At 66.8% G+C, this 2419-nt stretch carries 3 protein-coding genes; 2 read left to right on the top strand and 1 reads right to left on the bottom strand.

Going from position 1 to position 2419, the window contains the following annotated elements; all coding sequences use genetic code 11:
• The first annotated feature begins 92 nt into the window (after positions 1-92).
• Together ACWDA7_RS52045 and ACWDA7_RS52040 are read left to right on the top strand one after the other, a co-directional pair.
• Positions 93-404 (top strand): ArsC/Spx/MgsR family protein, encoded by a 312-nt coding sequence (locus tag ACWDA7_RS52045; RefSeq protein ID WP_450615130.1) that lies wholly within the window; start codon positions 93-95, stop codon positions 402-404.
• Between the two features lie 511 nt (positions 405-915).
• Complete coding sequence (locus tag ACWDA7_RS52040) at positions 916-1635, top strand: CBS domain-containing protein (RefSeq protein WP_450615128.1); 720 nt, start codon at positions 916-918, stop codon at positions 1633-1635.
• 243 nt (positions 1636-1878) lie between these two features.
• Here ACWDA7_RS52040 and ACWDA7_RS52035 read toward each other — a convergent pair whose 3' ends face one another.
• Positions 1879-2148 carry a GntR family transcriptional regulator gene (locus ACWDA7_RS52035; RefSeq protein ID WP_450615126.1) on the bottom strand — a complete coding sequence of 90 codons (270 nt, stop codon included), beginning with the start codon at positions 2146-2148 and terminating at the stop codon, positions 1879-1881.
• Positions 2149-2419 lie beyond the last annotated feature (271 nt).

The following is a 2419-nucleotide window of genomic DNA, read 5'->3' as shown; positions in this document are numbered from 1 at the left end:
GGGCCTTACGGCTGCGCGGACTTGGCGACGGCAGCGGCACAGCACAGCCCAGCGATCACAGCGAGCGACGACCGGTTACCGGGAAAGGCTCACTGTCCCTGCTGGACGCAGAGGGCGCCCCATACACAGTGCGGCGCTACCTGGAACAGCCACCGACCACAGAGGAGCTCGAGCAGGTACTGGACCGGCTGCACCTGGAGCCCTGGGACATCACCCGGATGGGAGAACCAGCCGCGGCCGACCTGGGCATGGACACCTGGACGCGGGACGCGGCGCACCGCGACCGCTGGATCACAGCCCTGGCCACCCAGCCCATCCTCATCCAACGCCCGATCATCACCGCGGACGACGGGACGGCGGTCGTGGGCCGATCACCTGACGCCGTACGGTCAGTCCTGCGCTGACACAGCACGATACGGACACACGATCCAACCCACCTTCGCTGACCTGAGCCTGGAACCGGTGTCAGTGCTGCCGAAGCCGCAGGTCGCGTGATCGCCGCGGTGCTCTGCCCAGCGATCGCAAACATCCGCCATCTACAGCGAACAGTCACAGCGCACACGATCGGCCGCCGCAGGTGCCCGTCAACCGCGGCAGGGCGCCGACGTCTGGTGCAGCAGGCTGCTCCTGGGTAGCGGGTGGTAGCTGGTTGCGGGCCTGGTGTGGGCTCGCGATTGTTGCCGGAGCCGGCTCCGTCGGCTGCAGCAGGCGACGGGACAGTGCGCCTGGTGGAGTGCCGCAATGGCTGACCCGGCCGAGTGCGGCGCCCACGGGGCAAGCGGGCCCACGATCGCTCACCACCGTGCCGAGCGGGCGAGGCGGCCCCTGCAACGACCGGATGCAAGAGGAGCACAGTGGAGGTGGGGGCGAGACAGCGTCCACCGCGCGACGCGCAGGTTGGAAGGAGACGCGACCATGACCACCCAGCACAGCACTGTCAGCGAAGTGATGACCCGCGATGTTGTCACCGTCCGCCCGGACACCTCGTTCAAGGAGATCACGTCCGTCCTGTCCAGCCACGGGATCAGCGCGGTGCCCGTAGCCGACGAGCATGGTGCGCCGTTGGGACTGGTGTCCGAAGCCGATCTGCTCCGCAAGCAGGCCGAACAGCCCGACGAGTACGGTGGGCGGGCGACACCTTCCGGGTGGCCGCATGAGAAGGCCAAGGCACGCGCGGAGAACGCCGCCGGGCTGATGACCACTCCCGTGGCCACCGCTCACACCGATTGGACGGTCGCCGAGGCGGCCCGTGCGATGGACCGCCAGCACGTCAAGCGACTGGTGGTCGTGGACGAGGCAGACCACATCGTCGGCATCGTCAGCCGCCCGGATCTGCTGCGCGTCTTCCTGCGCCCCGACGAGGAGATCCGCGAGGAGATACGCGACGAAGTCCTCACAGCGATACTGCGGCTGACCGGACAGGACGTGCAGGTCCAGGTTCACGATGGCGTCGTCACCCTGCGTGGCGAGGTCGAGAACCGCAGCACCGCCCAGATCGCCGAACGGCTCGCCAAGGGCGTGGACGGTGTGGTCACCGTCAGGCCGATGATCGACTACACCATCGACGACAGGGCCGTCGAGGACCAACCACAGCCAGGCGTCGAGCGCATCGACCCCCGTCGCGGCGACGTATAGCGCCTCCCACGGGCCCCTGGAGTGCCACGTGTGCGATGCGTCCGCGTTCTGGAGGACAACCGGCGGGCCGGGTTCCGCGTGCCGGTCAGAGGCGTGGGGTCGATCGGCGTCGCGCTCGGTCCAGAGCTGAGGTTCGCCCTGGCCGAGTGAGCCCGCGCGTGCGAGGCGGTCGTGAAGACGACTGCGACGCCGAGTTTCGCTATGGCCACGAGTCGGTAGACCTCGCGCCAGCGCAGTACTGCACTATGTGGCCTCTGAACTGGGATTTTCCGCCACATAGGTGCCGCGCTGGGGCACTGTGAAAACCTCCCCGGACTCCACCAGGACAGCGATAGCCCGCCGTACCGTGCTGCGTGCAAGCCCGTATTGCTGCACGAGCTGAGTCTCGGAAGCGATCGCGCGTCCTGGTGTCCAATCTCCTCGCCGGATACGCGCACGCAGAATCTCGGCGAGTTGCCGGTACGGCGTGAGCGGGGCGCCGTGATCAATCTCCGCATCCGGATCAATGGCCATAGCTGGAAGCTAGGCGTACTCCTTCGTGGCGGCACTTCTGGATACGTCTAGAGACGTAGCGATACAAGGCGATACTATGCGGAGACAGAAAGGCCCCGGCGGGTGCGGCGAACACCCCCCGGGGCATGGCCGATCGCTGAAAAGGAGCGAGCGACATGCGAAGCGTCTCTGATTGGCTTAGCCTCGATCCACCGACCGATGCCTGTGGATGACGCTTGGGAAAATGAAGAAGTGCCTTGTGACCTGCGATGATGGGAGTTCTTTACGCTTC

Source organism: Streptomyces sp. NPDC001156 (assembly GCF_053598275.1).
This window is presented reverse-complemented; position numbering and strand designations above follow the sequence as displayed.